This is a genomic window from Methyloceanibacter superfactus, from assembly GCF_001723305.1.
In the GTDB taxonomy this organism is placed as follows: Bacteria; Pseudomonadota; Alphaproteobacteria; order Rhizobiales; family Methyloligellaceae; genus Methyloceanibacter; species Methyloceanibacter superfactus.
Window position 1 is genome coordinate 84,575 of sequence record NZ_LPWF01000034.1, and the last position, 14,588, is coordinate 99,162.

At 64.4% G+C, this 14,588-nt stretch carries 12 protein-coding genes and 4 pseudogenes; 8 read left to right on the forward strand and 8 right to left on the reverse strand.

The features are described 5' to 3' along the window. Window positions 1-3: 3 nt before the first annotated feature. Both AUC69_RS13980 and AUC69_RS13985 read right to left on the reverse strand, forming a co-directional pair. Window positions 4-1,236 (reverse strand): LL-diaminopimelate aminotransferase, encoded by a 1,233-nt coding sequence (locus tag AUC69_RS13980; protein ID WP_069442693.1) that lies wholly within the window; start codon window positions 1,234-1,236, stop codon window positions 4-6. 112 nt (window positions 1,237-1,348) lie between these two features. Beyond that, window positions 1,349-1,555 (reverse strand): hypothetical protein, encoded by a 207-nt coding sequence (locus AUC69_RS13985; RefSeq protein WP_069442694.1) that lies wholly within the window; start codon window positions 1,553-1,555, stop codon window positions 1,349-1,351. Between the two features lie 363 nt (window positions 1,556-1,918). On the opposite strand from AUC69_RS13985, the pseudogene AUC69_RS13990 reads away from it, so the two are divergent. Then, window positions 1,919-3,573 (forward strand): annotated as a pseudogene (locus tag AUC69_RS13990) (PHA/PHB synthase family protein). Here AUC69_RS13990 and argC read toward each other — a convergent pair. The 3 genes from argC to rplM form a co-directional block, all read right to left on the reverse strand. Further along, window positions 3,574-4,623, reverse strand: coding sequence for an N-acetyl-gamma-glutamyl-phosphate reductase (gene argC / locus AUC69_RS13995; protein ID WP_069442695.1), 1,050 nt, complete (start codon window positions 4,621-4,623; stop codon window positions 3,574-3,576). A gap of 128 nt (window positions 4,624-4,751) precedes the next feature. After that, complete coding sequence (gene rpsI, locus AUC69_RS14000; protein WP_069442696.1) at window positions 4,752-5,234, reverse strand: 30S ribosomal protein S9; 483 nt, start codon at window positions 5,232-5,234, stop codon at window positions 4,752-4,754. A gap of 5 nt (window positions 5,235-5,239) precedes the next feature. After that, a complete protein-coding gene (gene rplM / locus AUC69_RS14005; protein ID WP_069442697.1) occupies window positions 5,240-5,704 on the reverse strand; it encodes a 50S ribosomal protein L13 in 465 nt (154 codons plus the stop codon). A gap of 211 nt (window positions 5,705-5,915) precedes the next feature. Here rplM and AUC69_RS14010 point away from each other — a divergent pair. From AUC69_RS14010 to AUC69_RS14025, 4 genes and pseudogenes are all read left to right on the forward strand, one after another. Beyond that, window positions 5,916-6,732: pseudogene (locus AUC69_RS14010) on the forward strand (enoyl-CoA hydratase). A gap of 38 nt (window positions 6,733-6,770) precedes the next feature. Further along, on the forward strand, window positions 6,771-7,307 hold the full coding sequence (locus AUC69_RS14015; protein ID WP_069442698.1) for a CoA-binding protein: 537 nt from the start codon (window positions 6,771-6,773) through the stop codon (window positions 7,305-7,307). Continuing rightward, a complete protein-coding gene (locus AUC69_RS14020) occupies window positions 7,304-7,714 on the forward strand; it encodes a hypothetical protein (RefSeq protein WP_069442699.1) in 411 nt (136 codons plus the stop codon). Before AUC69_RS14015 ends, AUC69_RS14020 begins: the two co-directional genes overlap by 4 nt. 75 nt (window positions 7,715-7,789) lie before the next feature. Further along, window positions 7,790-9,066 (forward strand): annotated as a pseudogene (locus tag AUC69_RS14025) (O-acetylhomoserine aminocarboxypropyltransferase); the annotation flags it as partial. A 117-nt stretch (window positions 9,067-9,183) separates the two neighbouring features. On the opposite strand, the pseudogene AUC69_RS19830 reads toward AUC69_RS14025, so the two are convergent. Next, window positions 9,184-10,155, reverse strand: a pseudogene (locus AUC69_RS19830) (COX15/CtaA family protein); the annotation flags it as partial. A gap of 94 nt (window positions 10,156-10,249) precedes the next feature. Between AUC69_RS19830 and AUC69_RS14040 the strand changes: the two are divergent. Continuing rightward, complete coding sequence (locus AUC69_RS14040) at window positions 10,250-10,453, forward strand: DUF2842 domain-containing protein (protein WP_069442702.1); 204 nt, start codon at window positions 10,250-10,252, stop codon at window positions 10,451-10,453. Between the two features lie 17 nt (window positions 10,454-10,470). On the opposite strand, the gene AUC69_RS14045 is transcribed toward AUC69_RS14040, so the two are convergent. Then, window positions 10,471-11,532, reverse strand: a complete 1,062-nt coding sequence (locus AUC69_RS14045; RefSeq protein WP_069442703.1) for a polysaccharide deacetylase family protein — start codon at window positions 11,530-11,532, stop codon at window positions 10,471-10,473. 190 nt (window positions 11,533-11,722) lie between these two features. Between AUC69_RS14045 and AUC69_RS17565 the strand changes: the two genes are divergently transcribed. Both AUC69_RS17565 and AUC69_RS14055 read left to right on the forward strand, forming a co-directional pair. Then, complete coding sequence (locus AUC69_RS17565) at window positions 11,723-11,977, forward strand: hypothetical protein (RefSeq protein ID WP_069442704.1); 255 nt, start codon at window positions 11,723-11,725, stop codon at window positions 11,975-11,977. Window positions 11,978-12,021: 44 nt separating this feature from the next. After that, window positions 12,022-12,945 (forward strand): GNAT family N-acetyltransferase, encoded by a 924-nt coding sequence (locus AUC69_RS14055; RefSeq protein WP_069442705.1) that lies wholly within the window; start codon window positions 12,022-12,024, stop codon window positions 12,943-12,945. Window positions 12,946-12,950: 5 nt separating this feature from the next. On the opposite strand, the gene AUC69_RS14060 is transcribed toward AUC69_RS14055, so the two are convergent. Continuing rightward, complete coding sequence (locus tag AUC69_RS14060) at window positions 12,951-14,195, reverse strand: P-loop NTPase family protein (protein ID WP_141700815.1); 1,245 nt, start codon at window positions 14,193-14,195, stop codon at window positions 12,951-12,953. Window positions 14,196-14,588: the final 393 nt, after the last annotated feature.

Sequence of the window (14,588 nt, forward strand, 5' to 3'; positions counted from 1 at the left end):
AATTCAGAACGTCCGGTTCGCCTTGGAGGCAATGGGAATGACGTTATGCAGCGCGTTTGCCGAGTCGGAGAGGAATTTACGGATATTGCGCGCGGCCTGGCGGATGCGCTGCTCGTTCTCCACAAGCGCGATGCGGACGTGGCCCTCGCCGTACTCACCGAAGCCGACGCCGGGGGACACCGCGACACCGGCCCTCTCCAGCAGCAGCTTCGAGAATTCGAGCGAGCCGAGATGAGCGAACATGTCGGGGATCGGCGCCCAGGCGAACATGGTCGCGGGCGGCGACGGGATGGGCCAGCCGGCGCGGGACAGCGCATCGACCATGCAATCGCGGCGGCGGCGATAGACGCCGCGGATTTCGTCGATGCAATCTTGCGGGCCGTTCAGGGCCGCGGTGGCGGCGACCTGGATGGGCGTGAAGGCGCCGTAGTCGAGATAGGATTTTACCCTGGTGAGGGCTTGGATCAGCCGCTCGTTGCCCACGGCGAAACCCATGCGCCATCCCGGCATGGAATAGGTCTTGGACAAGGACGTGAACTCGACGGCGATGTCCATGGCGCCCGGAATCTCGAGAATGGACGGCGGCGGCTCGCCCTCGAAATAGATTTCCGCATAGGCGAGGTCGGACAGCACAATGAGGTCGTTCCGCTTCGCGAAGGCGACGACCTCCCGATAGAAGTCGCGGCTGGCGACGACGGCGGTCGGATTGGCCGGGTAGTTCAGGACCAGCACCGAAGGCTTCGGCACCGAATGGCGCACCGCCTTGTCAAGCGACACCATGAATTGGGAGTCGGTGCTCGCCGGCAGATGGCGGATCACGCCGCCCGACATGATGAAGCCGAACTCATGGATCGGGATAGTCGGATTGGGCACGAGGATCACGTCGCCGGGCGCGGTGATGGCTTGGGCCACGTTGGCGAAACCCTCTTTCGAGCCGAGGGTGGCGACCACTTGCGTCTCGGGATTGAGCTTCACCCCGAAGCGGCGGTCGTAATAGGCCGCTTGTGCCCGGCGCAAGCCGCCGATGCCCTTAGAGGCGGAGTAGCGGTTGGTGCGCGGGTTGCGCACGGTTTCCACCAGCTTGTCGACGATATGCTGGGGCGTCGGCATGTCGGGATTGCCCATGCCGAAATCGATGATGTCGTCCCCGCGCGCGCGCGCACCGGCCTTGAGCTTGTTGACCTGCTCGAAGACATACGGCGGCAGCCGCTTAATCCTATGAAAATCGTCGTGCACGGCTGGTTATCCCCACCGATCGGCCCATTGAACTGGGAGTCTGCTGTTGAACCACGAAAAGGGGCCGCCGGGCAAGCGGATCGCAGGAGGCCCCGCGCCCGTCAGCGTTGATTTAGTTCGTTTTTGGCGGATCGCCGTCGCCCTGCTCCAGCTGCTTCTGCTGGCGCTCCTTCTCCTGCTGGAGCTCGTCGATCGCCGCCTTTTTCTCCGCCGTCGTCAGGGTCCGGTCGTAGCTGCGCACCAGATCGGTGAACCGCTTCATCGGCTGTCCGGCGGTCATCGTATCGGCGCAGCCGCCGAGCCATAAGGCAGGCAGCATCGCCACGACGCAACATGTTGATCGCAAGAACATCGGTAAGATGTTGGCTCTTGTGGACTTTCCCCTGGCGATTGACATCGCCTGACGCTTATATTGCATAGCACAATGGTTGACCGCGCGGAAGCCGCAAGGCGTAGCTTAGTCCCTCCGCAAGCTGGCAAGAGCGTGGTCAAGTGGGGGTAAAATAAGGACAAATTCATGCAGGAGCGGAATACGAGCGCCGGGGAAACCGCTGCCGACGGCTGCCCAGTCACCCAATTCGACGAGTTTGCCCGCAACATGGTCCGCCTGTTCGACCAGGGAGCGAAGGTCTTCTCGACGCTGGCCGAGCGCAGCACGACGAATGGAAACGGCCCCTACAGCATGACGTCCGAGGTCGGCGAGGCCGCCAAGACGCTGGGCGAGGTCGCCCGGGTCTGGGTCGGCGATCCCGGCAAGCTGGTGGCAGCCCAAGGCGACCTGTTTCAGAGCTATGCGGATCTGTGGGGCCGGTCCGTCCGCCGCTTCTTCGGCGAGGACGTCGAGCCGGTCGCGGAGCCCGAGCCCGGGGACAACCGCTTCAAGGATCCCGATTGGTCGGAGAAGCAGTTTTTCGACTTCTGGAAGCAGGCCTATCTCATCACCGCGCGCTGGGCCGAGGACATGACCCGCAATGCGGAAGGGTCGACGAGAAGACCCATAAGAAGGCGATGTTCTATCTGGAGCAGATGCTGGCGGCGCTGTCGCCGTCGAACTTCGCCTTTACCAATCCGGAGGTGGTGCGGACGACGCTCGCCACCAATGCCGAGAATCTCGTGCAAGGCATGACCCAGCTGGCGCACGATCTCGATCAGTCGCAGGATCTGCTGCGCATCAGCCAGACCGATCTCGCCGCCTTCGAGGTCGGCCGCGATCTCGCCGTCACGCCCGGCAAGGTCGTGTTCCAGAACGACCTCATCCAGCTGATCCAATATGCGCCGACCACCGAGCAGGTCTATGAGCGCCCGCTCATCATCGCGCCGCCGTGGATCAATAAATATTACATCCTCGATCTCAAGCCCGAGAAGTCGTTCGTCAAATGGGCGGTCGATCAGGGCTTCACCGTGTTCATGATCTCCTGGGTCAACCCGGACGCCAAACACGCGGAGAAGACCTTCGAGGACTACATGCACGAGGGCATTCTCGCCGCTGTCGAGGCGGTCAACCGCCAGCTCGGCATCCATCACGTCAACGTGCTCGGATATTGCGTCGGCGGCACGCTGCTCGGCTCCACCCTCGCTTACATGGCGGCCAAGGGGGATGACAGGATCGCCTCGGCGACCTTCCTCACGGCACAGGTCGATTTCAGCGAGGCGGGCGACCTGCTCATCTTCATCGACGACACGCAGCTCAAGTCGCTTGAGGAGATGATGTCGGAGCAGGGCTATCTCGATGGCGCCCGCATGGCGACGGTGTTCAACATGCTGCGGCCGCGCGACCTGATCTGGCCCTACGTGGTCAACAACTACCTCTTGGGCAAGAAGCCCTTCCCGTTCGACCTGCTGTTCTGGAACTCCGATTCCACGCGGCTGCCTGCGGCCAATCACGCCTTTTATTTGCGCGAGTTCTATCACGAGAACCGTTTGAGCAAGGGCGAGATGGTGCTGGGCGGCGTCAAGCTCGACCTGTCGAAGGTGACCATCCCGATCTACGAGCTCTTCACCCGCGAGGATCACATCGCCCCGGCGCTGTCGGTCTTCCGCGGCAGCAAGCTCTTCGGCGGACCCGTGCGCCATGTCATGGCGGGCTCGGGCCATATCGCCGGGGTGGTCAATCCGCCGGCCAAGAAGAAATATCAATATTGGGCCGACGGCGGCGCGGCGACCTCGCTCGAGGAATGGACCAAGCGCGCCACCGAGACGGCGGGGTCGTGGTGGCCTGACTGGACGAAGTGGTTGGCCGCGCAGTCCGGCGAGAAGATCCCGGCCCGCGATCCGTCGGCCGGCCCCCTCAAGCCGATCGAGGACGCGCCCGGGTCCTACGTGAGGAGCGGCAAGTAGCTACGGAAAGAGCGGAAGCTGCTCGAGCGCCGTCGTCTCGTCGAGGCCGTACATCAGGTTGAAGTTCTGCAAGGCCTGACCGGCCGAGCCCTTCACCAGATTGTCGATGGCCGAGACGACGATGGCCCGGCCCGGCAGCCGGTCGGCGAACACGCCGATATGGCAATAGTTCGAGCCCCGCACATGCTGCGTTGCCGGAATGACGCCCTCCTCCACCACGCGCACGAAGGGACTCGTGGCGTAAGCGTCGGCGAGCGCTTTCCGCAAGTCGGCCGCAGCGGCCTTGCCGGCAAGCCGCACATAAGACGTGCACAGCTCACCCCGGGTCATGGGGACCAAATGGGGCGTGAAGTTCACCCTCACCGGCATCTCCGCCACGGCCCCGAGCTCTTGCTCGATCTCCGGCACGTGCCGATGGCTGCCGATGCCGTAGGGGGACAGGCCCTCGCCAGCCTCGGAGAACAGGATGTTCTGCTTGAGGGTGCGCCCGGCGCCGGACACGCCCGACTTGGCATCGATGATGATGTCCTCGCTCGAGATGAGCCCGCTCTTCATCAGAGGCAGGAGGGCCAATAACACGGCGGTGGGATAGCAGCCCGGACAGGCCACGATCCGCGCCTTCGCGATCGCATCGCGGTAATGCTCGGTCAGCCCATAGACGGCGCTTTCGTGAAGCTCCGGCGCGCTGTGCTCGCCGCCATACCACTCCGCGTAAGTGCCGAGATCCCGCAAGCGGAAGTCGGCCGACATGTCGACCACCTTCACCCGCTCGGGCAACTTCTTGATCTCCGCATGGGCGGTGCCGTGCGGCAGACCGCAGAAGGCCACGTCGATGCCGCTCCAGTCCACCTCGTCGGCGGTGACGAGTTTGGGCACATCGAGGCTCACGAGATGCGGAAAGACTTGGGCGAGCGGCTGTCCCGCATGGCCCTTGGCGATCAACGCGGCGATCTTGATCGACGGATGTCTGGCGGCGAGCCGGATCAGGTCGGCGCCGGTATAGCCGGAAGCGCCGAGCACGGCGGCCCGGATGAGCGTGTTGCTGGCCATGGTCGAACCTAACGAAGAAGCCCCGCGATCAATGCGGGCTTAGCGGAATTCGGCACAATACGAAAGACGGCGCGGCAGTCAGGCTCGCAAGAGCCTCTGCCGCAACCTTCCCAGATAAGCGCTGACGATTAGCGCTTGGAGAACTGGAAGCTCTTTCGGGCCTTGGCCTTGCCGTACTTCTTGCGCTCGACGGTGCGGGCGTCGCGGGTCAGGAAGCCTGCCTTCTTCAGCACGCCGCGGAGCTCCGGCTCGAAGCGCGTGAGCGCCTTGGAGATGCCGTGGCGCACGGCGCCGGCCTGGCCGGACAGTCCGCCGCCGCTGACGGTGCAGACGATGTCGAACTGACCTTCGCGCTGGGCGGTGACCAGCGGCTGCTTCAGGATCATCCGCAAGACCGGCCGCGCGAAATAGGCGACGTGATCCTTGCCGTTGACCGTGATCTTGCCGGGGCCCTGCTTGACCCACACGCGGGCGACTGCGTCCTTGCGCTTGCCGGTGGCGTAAGCGCGGCCTTGCGCATCGACCTTCTTCTCGTAGACCCGCTCCGGGGTGGCTTCGGCGGCATCGCCCTTGAGCGGCGCCAGATCTTCAAGCGTCATCGTCTCGCTCATGGCTGTCACGCGCTCCTTGCGTTCTTGGGGTTGAGGGCGGCGACGTCGAGCTTCACCGGGTTCTGCGCCTCATGCGGATGCTCCGCGCCGGCGTAGATCTTCAAATTCTTCATCTGCTTGCGTCCGAGGGGCCCGCGCGGAACCATGCGCTCGACCGCCTTCTGCAGCACACGCTCGGGGTGCTTGCCGTCGAGGATCTTCTCCGCGGTCCGGCTCTTGATGCCGCCCGGATGGCCCGTATGCCAGTTGTAGACCTTGTCAGCGCGCTTGTTGCCGCTGAACACGATCTGCTGGGCGTTGATGACGATGATATTGTCGCCGTCATCCATATGGGGCGTGAAGCTCGGCTTGTGCTTGCCTCTCAGCCGCGTTGCGATCAAGGCGGCGAGCCGGCCGACCACAAGGCCGTTGGCGTCGATGAGGATCCAGGACTTGTCGATGTCCTTGGGCGTGGCGGAAAAGGTTTTCATGGGTCGGGATTACTCAAGGTCGTGTCAAAGATCGGCGCTTCTAACGACTCGCTCAGAAGCGGTCAAGCGGAATGCAAATGTCTTATACGAATCCGTACTTTAGGTATGTGGTATTTTGTTACCGGCGTGAAAATCGCCGGGACTCCTCGCGTTTCCTCATGGTTTTGCTGTAAAGGCGTAATCCAGCCTTCGAGACAACGGATTCCGACGCATGGCAAGCCCCTCAGCGCAAACCTTACCCGAGAGCCGCCTCGTGAGCCGCGAGGATCGCGGGCCGGTCAGGATCCTTGACCTCACCGCCCCGAGGCCCGCAACAGCCTTTCCATGGCGCTCATGACGGCGCTGCATGCGGCGTTGAGCGAGGCAGGCGGGGACGAGCCGTCCGCGCGGTCGTGGTCACCGGCGCCGGCCCTGCCTTCTCCGCTGGCCACGACCTGAAGGAGCTCACGGCGCGCCGCAACGACGGCGACGGGGGCCGCGCCTTCTTCGCCGAAACCATGACCACCTGCTCCGACATGATGCTCGCCATCGTGCGTTCGCCGAAGCCGGTGATCGCGGCGGTGAACGGCATCGCTACGGCAGCCGGCTGCCAGCTCGTGGCAAGTTGCGATCTCGCCGTGGCGGCGGTCGATGCCCGCTTCGCCACGCCCGGGGTGAATATCGGTCTGTTCTGCTCGACGCCGATGGTGGCGCTCAGCCGCAATGTCTCGCGCAAAGGCGCCATGGAGATGCTGCTCTTGGGCGAGATGGTCGGCGCCGAGGAGGCGCAGCGGCTCGGCCTCGTCAATCGGGTGGTCGAGGCGGACCGCGTCGTCAACGAGGCGGTGGAGCTCGGCCGCAAGATCGCCGCCAAGCCGGCGCGCACCCTCAAGATCGGGAAGGAAGCGTTCTACAAGCAGCTCGACATGCCGCTTGAGGACGCCTACCGCTACGCCGCCCAGGTCATGGTGGAGAACATGCTGGACGCCGAGGCCGAGGAAGGCATCGGCGCGTTTCTGGACAAGCGGGAGCCCAACTGGCCGCGCTGACCTTTCACTGACGCACCCCCTTCCCCACTTGCTCATCCATGAATCACGACAGCTATAGCGACGCCTATATCCGCGACATCCTCGTGCAGAACCGGGTCATCGCCATGGTGGGCGCGAGCCCCAACGCATCGCGGCCGAGCTACTTCGCCATGAAATATCTTCTGGGCAAAGGCTACCGCGTGGTTCCGGTCAATCCCGGACAAGCGGGCAAGACGATCCTCGACCAGCGCGTCTTCGCCAGCTTGAGCGACATCGGCGAGCCTATCGAGATCGTCGACATCTTCCGCAATTCGCAAGCCGCGCTCCCCATCACCGCCGAGGCGATCCGGATCGGCGCCAAGGTGGTGTGGATGCAACTCGGCGTGCGCAACGACGAGGCCGCGCAGCTTGCCGAACAGGCCGGCCTTAAAGTGGTGATGAACCGTTGCCCCAAGATCGAATACGGCAGGCTTTCGGGAGAGATCTCCTGGGCCGGGGTCAATTCCGGCGTGCTGTCGAGTAAGCGGCCATTGCTCGGCGCCAAGGGTGGACAACAGCGCGCGCTGCGCTCAGACACTGATGAGATCGGATCATGATAAAAATCGCGATTGCCGCCGTCCTTGCGCTCATGGGCGTTTCGTTCGCCCTGGCCGAAGAGGTCGCGCCGCCTCCCGCGACGGCGATCGTTCTTGCGCTCCAGGATGCGGTCCGGACCAACGACAAGGATTGGTTCGTCGCTCATTTGCATTTCCCGGTACGCTATTTCGGCAAGACAAAGCACGTCATTCGCTCCAAGGATTGGTTCTTGAGCCATTACGACACGATCATCGGTCCCGAGCTCAAGGCCGCGATTCTGGGCCAAGACCCCGAGGACATCTTCAAAAATTATCAGGGGCTCATGGTCGGCGGCGGGAGCCATAACATCTGGCTCGAGGATTTCGGCGATCCGGGCGGAGGCATCCCGTCGCGCTTTGAGATCATCACCATCAACAACAGCGAGTAGCATCGACGCGCAATGCCCGCGCCATGGTCTGGTATAGTCGACGCGCGTCAATCAAGGGATCCAGGGAGGAAGCCGATGTCCGAGGAGCGTAAGCCCGGTTTCAATACGCTTGCCATTCATGCCGGGGCCCAGCCGGACCCATCCACCGGCGCGCGAGTCACGCCGATCTATCAGACGACGTCTTTTGTGTTCGACGACGTGGACCACGCGGCGGCGCTGTTCAACCTCGAGACCTTCGGCAACATCTATACCCGCATCATGAACCCGACCCAGGCGGTGCTGGAGGAGCGGCTCGCCGCGCTCGAAGGCGGCACGGCGGCGCTGGCCGTGGCCTCGGGTCACGCGGCGCAAGCGATTGTCTTCCACACGCTGCTGGACCCGGGCGATGAGTTCATCGCGCCCGCCAGCTCTATGGCGGATCGATCAATCAGTTCGGCCAAAGCTTCGCCAAATGCGGTTGGACGGTGAAGTGGGCCGACACCACCGACCCGGAGTCGTTCCGCGCGGCTGTCACGCCGAAGACCCGCGCGATCTTCGTGGAGTCGATCGCCAATCCGGGCGGGATCATCACCGACATCGCGGCGATCTCGGCGGTCGCCAAGGAGGCCGGCGTCCCGCTTATCGTCGACAACACGCTGGCGACGCCATACCTCACGCGCCCCGCGGAACATGGCGCCGACATCATCGTGCATTCGCTGACGAAGTTCCTCGGCGGACACGGCAACTCGATCGGCGGGGCCATCGTCGATTGCGGCACATTCGACTGGATGGCAAGCGGGCACTACCCATCGCTGTCGGCGCCCTGCCCGAGCTATCACGGAATCACGCTGGCCGAGACGTTCGGCAATTTCGCCTTCGCCATCGCTTGCCGCGTGCTCGGCTTGCGCGATCTCGGCCCGGCCATCTCGCCGTTCAATGCCTTCCTGATCCTCACCGGCATCGAGACGCTACCGTTGCGCATGCAGCGTCATTGCGACAACGCATTTCAGGTGGCGACGTGGCTGTTGGCGCACGACAAGGTCGCTTGGGTGAATTATGCGGGTCTCGTCGAAAATCCGTATAACCGGCTTGCCAAGCGCTATTGCCCGGATGGCGCCGGCGGTGTGTTCACCTTCGGGCTCAAGGGCGGCTACGACGCCGGCATCGCGCTCGTCAGCAACGTCAAGCTGTTCAGCCATCTCGCCAATATCGGCGACACGCGCAGCTTGATCATCCATCCCGCCTCGACCACGCATCGGCAGCTTTCGGACGAGCATCGCGAGCGCGCCGGCGCGGGCGCCGATGTGGTTCGCCTCTCGATCGGACTGGAGAAATGTCGACATCATCGCGATCTCGATCAGGCCGCTGGCCGCCGTCTGAGGCTTTGTTACCGTGAGCGGCTCGTGGCGCGCGCACCACAGATGGAAGAGCGCGGCGGCGAAGACGGCGATGGCGCCGGCTTGATGGGCGAGACCGAGCTCGATGGGCACGGCCAGGAGCAGCGTCCAGACGCCGAGGGTCGCTTGCAATAGCGCAGCGACCGCCAGCATCAGAGAACTACCGATTAGCGTTTGGCCCGCGCCCTTCAGCGCGAGCCAAAGCGCTTGGGCAATCGTCGCTACGACGACCGCGTAGCCCAGCATGCGGTGGTCGAATTGCACCGTGAGCGGGTTCTCGAACAGGTTGAGATACCAGGGAGAGGCCTCGCCGAGCCCGCTCGGGATGAAGGCCCCATTGATCAGCGGCCAAGTGTTGAAACCGAGACCGCCGTCGATCCCGGCCACCACGGCGCCCGCGAGCAATTGCAGATAGACGAGAGCGAGCACGGCGGTGGCGACGAGTGACGCGGCACCGAATCGCGCGCGCTTCTGCTCAGCGCCGAGGCCGAACAGAAGCCATAGTGTGTAGCCGAAGATCAGGACGGCCACGCCGAAATGGGCGGCGAGCCGGTACTGGCTGACATCGGTGCGATCGACGAGCCCGCTTTTCACCATGTACCAGCCGAGCGCCTTGCAGGCCGCCGAGGACGAATAGGCCAAGGAGCCGGGGCATGAGCTTGCGCGGGATGTAACCGGCGATCCAGAAGGCGATGAACGGCAGCAGGAAGACGAGGCCGATGAAGCGCCCGAGGAAGCGATGCGCCCATTCCCACCAATAGATGGATTTAAACGCCTCGAGCTCATGCCGCGATTGATCTCGGTATATTCCGGGATCTTCTGGTAAGCCTCGAACGCCGCTTGCCAATGGGCCTCGGTCAGCGGCGGGATGGCGCCGATGATCGGTTGCCACTCGGTGATGGACAGGCCTGAATCGGTGAGCCGGGTGGCGCCACCCACGAGGACCATGGCGACGATGAGGACGGCGATGACGCCAAGCCAGATGCGCAAGCCCCGGACATGCCGTGCCGGCATCGCGGAGGCCTGCGCGCCTGTGTTCATGCCCTGGGCCGCGACTTCGCTCATGGGCCGCTTGATAGCGGCCTTGCGGCCGCAACTCAATCGCGCCCGCCCTGCCCCGTTGCCGCAGCATGACGTCCTAGGCGGGAGGGTCCGCTAGATGCGCGCGCGATCCCGCAAGCTCATCGGCACCGTGGTGCTGCTAGTCTTCATCGTCCTCTATGTCTGGCTGGCATCCGCGATCGGCGCCGGCCGTATTTCCGTGGCGCCGGCCTGGGCACAGTTCACCTTTTTCCTGGTCGCCGGACTGCTATGGGTGCTGCCCGCCGGCCTCCTCATCAAGTGGATGCAGCGGCCCGACTGATCCCTATCAGATCGCGGTCAGGCGGCGTTCACGTGCTGGAAGCCGTTCCACAGGGCGAACGGGGCGCCGGACAGATAGAGCGCCGTATAGGTGAGCGACTGATAGTCGCCGTTCAGAGACACCCGCGGCAGCGCCGTCAGATGCTGCCGGTGATCGGCGAAGAGCATCCCTTTGCGCGTCGTCACCGCCGTCTTGAAGCCGGCCTCTTCCGCGAGCTTGAAATCGCGCGGGCCGGCGCTGCCGGGATCGCCATAGGGGAAGGCGAAATGGACCGGGCGCGTGCCAAGCTCCTCGGCGATGCGGTCGGCGCTGCCGACCATCTCCTCCATCGCCTTCGCTTCGGGTAGCTTGGCGATGGCGTAATGATGCTTCGTATGCGCGCCGATGGTGACGAGCGGGTCGGCGGCCATGGTCCTGATCTCGTCCCAGCCCATCACCTCATCGCGGCACTCCGCGCTCAAGTCGATGCCGTATCCGTCCGCCAGCTTGCGGACGACCTCACGCTGGACCACGTCGTCCAAACCGCGCAGCCACCAATAGACCTCCTCGAAGGCCCGGTTCTTCTCGGCGTCGGTCGCCGCCGGTAGCCGCCATGTTTCGCCCTGGCGGCAGAGGACGATCTCATCCTGGGCTCGCGAGACGATCTCCTCCAGGGCTTGCCACCATAGATCGCCGTGCCCGTCGGGATAGTCGGTCGGCACGTAGAGCGTGAAGGGCAGCCCGCGCTGTTTGAAAATCGGATAGGCGTATTGGCGGTTGTCGCGATAGCCGTCGTCGAAGGTGAAGCAGACAAATCTCTTCTCGTCGCCCGATTCCAGCCGCGTCACGGCGTCATCGAGCGAGATCACGTCGAGCCCGGCGTCCGCCACCTGATCGAGCACCGACGAAAGAAATTCCGGCGTCACCTCCAAAATGCGATTGGGGGCAAACTCCTTAGGCGCGGCCGGCGCGGGACGCACATGGTGAAGGGTGAAGATCACCCCGACCCCTTGCGTATAAGGGGCCAGCAAACGATGGGCGCCCGTGTGGTAGAGGCCCGACATCGCTGCCTTCATCATGGCGGTCTTAACCTTGGCCACGTCGTTCTCCCTTATCGATTTACCATCAACCATTAACCTGGCTCTGCCATGGTCCTCGAGCCAAGCGCGCATAGTGACGCCGGTTCCTTGCAAAACGATTGCCGGGTGGGATTTGGCCAAAGCTGCCGTGCGGCATGGGGACGCCCTGTGACGCGCCGGCATGGCCTCGGGTGAAGGATGGTTTCGACGCATGAGTTCCACGGCCTTGTTTCGTCCTGAGACCGAGATCGCGGGACGCAAGATCGTCCAAACCGGTCCGGTCTCCGTGAGCACCAGCCTCGGCGCGATCTCCATTCGGATCACGGGCGACCTGCCGAGCCTTCAGGGCTTGTGGGAGACCATGCAGGCCCATACACCTTGCACGGCGGCGCAGACTTATGACTGGGCGCATGCCTGGACCCAGCATGTGCTGGACCCGAGCACCGCGAGCCCGTCATCGTGGTAGGCACCGGCCCCGATGGTTCGCCCCTCTTCCTTTGGGCGTTCGAGATGGGGCGAAAGTTCGGACTCCCCGTCCTGAATTGGCTCGGGCAAGACCACGCCAACTACAATATGGGTCTATTCACGCCGGACGCCGCGCAAGGGCTGACGGCGAGTGACATCTCGCTCATCTTGCGGGAGGCCGCCCGCCAAGCCGGCGCCGCCGCGGCATGCCTCGAGGCACAGCCCGTGACATGGTCCGGCACGGCCAATCCTTTCGCCAAGCTGTCGCATCAGCAGGCGCCCAATAGCGGCTATGCGATCCGGCTCGGTGACTTCACGGCGTTGTATGAGAGCCGGTTCAGCAGGCGATCGCGCGCCACCCTGGAGCGAAAGGAACGCAGACTCCAACAGCTCGGAACGCTTCGTTACGGTTGGGCCGAGACCCGCGAGGAGAAACTCTCCTTGCTCGAGACGTTCTTCGATCAGAAGGCGAAGCAATTTGCCGCCATGGGCGTCACCGACATCTTCGACGTCCATGCGCGCGCCTTCTATCGGGAGCTCGCCCTGCTCGAGGACAGCAGTCCAAGCCGGCTGAAACTCGGCTACGTATCGCTCGATGGGGACGTGCTGGCGACATTCAGCGGCGCCGTCTGCCATGACCGGATGGGTGTTGTGCTGTCCTCACTCACCGAAGGCGATGCGCAGCGTCAATCGCCCGGCGCGCTCCTCCTGCGGCATCAGATCGAAGAAGCCTCGCATGACGGCCTCGCCTTCTTCGACATGGGCGTAGGCCAGGCCCGTCACAAGGACGAATGGTGCAACGTCGTCCAGCCGCTGTTCGACAGCTTCATCGCCTTCAAGCCGCATGGGATGCTTGTGACGCTACCGGCGTCCGGCGCCGCCAGGCTCAAGGGCGCCATCAAATCCAATGAACGGCTGTGGTCGATGGCGCAGGAGACGCGCAAGCGCCTGTTCCGCCGCGAGGCTTAGTCGCGTCAGACGGCGGCGATCCGGTTGAACAGCCCCATGCGGCGCTGCTTGCCGTTGCCTTCATAGGCGACGACCGGGCATCCCAGCGACTGGAAGGTGCGCAAAGCTTCGTCTTCGTCCTCGACGCTGCCGCCGCGCGGTAATACGGCGACCATCGCCGGCAGCTCGAATTTGAGGGCTGGCATCAGCGCCTGCACCGCGCGCAGGTCGCCATGCAGGACGACGCAGCCATAGGCTTGAGTGAGCGCCTCGAACACACGCATGAAACGGTCAGGCTCGGTGGCCCCGCTCATTGCCGTGGGATTGCCGGCGGGGATCACCTGCAAGGGCGTATCCTCGTCGATGCGAATGACATCGGCGAAGCTCGCGCGGCCGGCGGCGAGGTCGGCGAAGCCCGGCACCCGCGGCATGCCCAAAGGCCCCGACACGGCTGAGGCGCCTTTCGCCAGATCCACCAGCACCACCTGTTCGTTACGATCGACAAGGGCACGCGCCAGTCCGATCGCTGCCTGGGTGGCGTCGGCATTCGGCGAGACGCCGGCGACAAGCAGCGCACGCGGCAGACCGCCCGTGGCCGAGGCCAGCACACGGTCGAGGACCGCATCGAGCGAGGTGAGCACCGGCCCGGCATCGCTTCTGGCAGTCTTCGGTGCGGCGGGGCTCTCGGCCGCCTCCTCGATGCCGGGTGACGCAATCCGCTGCGTCAGATAGTGGCGAAGGTCGTTCGGGCTCAGTGCGGCCATGTCGGCACCCCTTATCGTTGACGTGGCGGTTGCTCTGCCGTCTCCCGCCGTCTTGGCATCGGCTCGGCGGAAGCGGTCGAGAAAACCCGAGCCGCGGCGTGGCTTCTTCTTGGCCGGGGCCGAGGTTTCTCCGTTATCGGCAAACTCTCGCTGTAGGCGGTCGAGAAGCCCGGTGGCGGCCGGTTTGGCGACGGTCTCCGGGGCCTGCTCGGTCTTTTGGACGGACTCCGGCTTCGGCGAACTCGCTGTCTTGGATGCTGGCGCTGTCTTAGGCGCGGCTGCTGTCTTGGGCAGGGCCTCGGGTGCCTCATCCGTGGCAGTGCTGGCGGGTGGGCCACCCTCATCTGCGAGCGGCTCCTTAAGAAGCGGCGCCGCCTGACGATCCGTCTCTGCGGAAGCCGTGGGCGCTTCGGTCTCGGTCCGGGGACGCCTGGTCGGGCTGACTCGAAGCCAGCTCGGCCTCTTGGGCGGCTCCTTGGCGCGCCACACGGTCGGCCGGGTGGGCACGGCGGCGCTATCGTCGGCGGAGATGTCAGTCTTGTTGTGAAGCCTGCTCTGAGCGGTGTTTTCGGCTGGAGCCGCTACGGCTTCAGCGCGCGGCTCTGCTTTTGGCAAAGGCGCGGGGCGTTCGGCTTGAGCCGCCGCCGGAATCACCACCGGCAATTTTCTTTCGGCCGGAACCGGCGCGGCTGGAGCCGGTTGGCGGGGCGCGGCCCGTGGGGGTCTCGTGGCAGGGTCCACCGAGTGTGCTGTCGGCCGAAGAACGGGCTCAGCCGGCTCTGCCGTCGACGGTTCCACCGTCTCGGGGCGGCGGCGCTTCATACGAGGTTGCCGCGCTCGGGCGTGGGGCGTCCCGGAGATGAGTTCGCGGGCGAGGATGGTTGCGAGTGCGAGGAGCGC

What these genes read in the sequence shown, in the direction of transcription:
- AUC69_RS13985 (WP_069442694.1), bottom strand. Translation starts at nt 1,555, where the DNA reads ATGCTGCCTGCCTTATGGCTCGGCGGCTGCGCCGATACGATGACCGCC.
- argC (WP_069442695.1), bottom strand. Translation starts at nt 4,623, where the DNA reads ATGGCCAGCAACACGCTCATCCGGGCCGCCGTGCTCGGCGCTTCCGGC.
- rpsI (WP_069442696.1), bottom strand. Translation starts at nt 5,234, where the DNA reads ATGAGCGAGACGATGACGCTTGAAGATCTGGCGCCGCTCAAGGGCGAT.
- rplM (WP_069442697.1), bottom strand. Translation starts at nt 5,704, where the DNA reads ATGAAAACCTTTTCCGCCACGCCCAAGGACATCGACAAGTCCTGGATC.
- AUC69_RS14015 (WP_069442698.1), top strand. Translation starts at nt 6,771, where the DNA reads ATGAATCACGACAGCTATAGCGACGCCTATATCCGCGACATCCTCGTG.
- AUC69_RS14020 (WP_069442699.1), top strand. Translation starts at nt 7,304, where the DNA reads ATGATAAAAATCGCGATTGCCGCCGTCCTTGCGCTCATGGGCGTTTCG.
- AUC69_RS14040 (WP_069442702.1), top strand. Translation starts at nt 10,250, where the DNA reads ATGCGCGCGCGATCCCGCAAGCTCATCGGCACCGTGGTGCTGCTAGTC.
- AUC69_RS17565 (WP_069442704.1), top strand. Translation starts at nt 11,723, where the DNA reads ATGAGTTCCACGGCCTTGTTTCGTCCTGAGACCGAGATCGCGGGACGC.
- AUC69_RS14055 (WP_069442705.1), top strand. Translation starts at nt 12,022, where the DNA reads ATGGGGCGAAAGTTCGGACTCCCCGTCCTGAATTGGCTCGGGCAAGAC.